Genomic DNA, 1,740 nt, shown 5'->3' with positions numbered 1-1,740 from the left:
ATCACCACAACAGATGTGCCGAAAGTAAGTAGACGGCACTGAGGAAACATCAAAATGTCAGAAAATTTTAGAAGCAAAGTAGTCACCCAAGGAGTGCAGCGATCGCCCAACCGTGCCATGCTGCGTGCAGTGGGTTTTCAAGACCAAGATTTTACAAAAGCCATAGTTGGCATTGCCAATGGTTACAGCACCATAACCCCTTGCAACATGGGGATTAATAAACTAGCACAAAGAGCAGAAATTGGCATCAAAAAAGCCTCAGCGATGCCACAAATGTTCGGCACAATTACGATTAGCGATGGCATTTCCATGGGAACCGAAGGGATGAAATACTCTTTGGTATCGCGAGAAGTAATAGCCGATTCGATCGAAACAGCCTGCAATGGGCAAAGCATGGATGGAGTACTGGCAATCGGCGGTTGTGATAAAAACATGCCAGGGGCAATGATTGCGATCGCCCGAATGAACATACCTGCAATTTTTGTTTATGGCGGTACGATTAAACCAGGACACTACAATGGACGGGATTTAACCGTTGTTAGTTCTTTTGAAGCGGTAGGCGAATACAGCGCTGGCAAAATAGACTCAAATGAACTATTGGAAGTTGAACGCCGCGCCTGTCCTGGTGCAGGTTCCTGCGGTGGCATGTATACAGCTAACACCATGTCCTCTGCCTTTGAAGCAATGGGCATGAGTTTACCCTACTCCTCAACAATGGCAGCAGAAGATGAAGAAAAAGCCGACAGTACAGAAAAATCGGCATTTGTCCTAGTAGAAGCAATTCGTAAGCAAATTTTACCGCGTCAGATAATCACTCGTAAATCAATAGAAAATGCGATTTCTGTGATTATGGCAGTGGGTGGTTCTACAAATGCCGTATTGCATTTTTTGGCAATTGCCCGTGCAGCTGGGGTTGAACTTTGTCTTGATGACTTTGAAACAATCCGTGCCCGTGTGCCGGTGTTGTGCGATTTAAAACCAAGTGGGAAGTATGTAGCTACGGATTTACACAAGGCTGGTGGTATTCCCCAGGTGATGAAAATGCTACTCTTGCATGATTTGCTGCACGGTGATTGCTTAACAATCACTGGTCAAACGATTGCAGAAGTATTAGCAGATGTGCCAAACGAACCGCCAGCTAACCAAGATGTGATTCGGACTTGGGATAATCCGATGTATAATCAGGGACATTTAGCTATCCTGAAGGGGAATCTAGCAACAGAAGGAGCAGTAGCAAAGATAACTGGAGTCAAAACCCCGAAAATTACTGGTCCAGCACGAGTTTTTGAATCGGAAGAATCTTGCTTAGACGCTATTCTCGCCAAAAAAATCAATGCTGGTGATGTGATTGTAATTCGTTACGAAGGCCCCAAAGGCGGACCAGGAATGCGGGAAATGCTTGCTCCCACCTCGGCAATTATCGGGGCTGGTTTAGGTGATTGTGTGGGATTAATCACCGATGGCAGATTCTCTGGCGGTACTTACGGTATGGTTGTGGGACATGTTGCACCAGAAGCTGCTGTGGGCGGTGCGATCGCATTAGTAGAAGAAGGTGATACCATCACCATTGATGCTCATGCTCGTTTATTGCAACTGCACCTGTCAGATGAACAATTAGCTCGTCGTCGTCAGAATTGGCAACCTCGTCCACCTCGTTATACTAAGGGTGTGTTGGCCAAATATGCCAAGTTGGTTTCTTCTAGTAGTCTTGGTGCGGTGACTGATTTGGATTTGTTTTAA

Annotated in this window: 1 protein-coding gene; it reads left to right on the top strand. The window is 45.8% G+C overall.

The window, feature by feature from the left end; translation table 11 throughout:
• Positions 1 to 54: 54 nt before the first annotated feature.
• Positions 55 to 1,740 (top strand): dihydroxy-acid dehydratase, encoded by a 1,686-nt coding sequence (gene ilvD / locus UYI_RS0131265; RefSeq protein ID WP_016870626.1) that lies wholly within the window; start codon positions 55 to 57, stop codon positions 1,738 to 1,740.

The sequence above is a fragment of the Fischerella muscicola PCC 7414 genome (assembly GCF_000317205.1).
GTDB lineage: Bacteria > Cyanobacteriota > Cyanobacteriia > Cyanobacteriales > Nostocaceae > Fischerella > Fischerella muscicola.
This window is presented reverse-complemented; position numbering and strand designations above follow the sequence as displayed.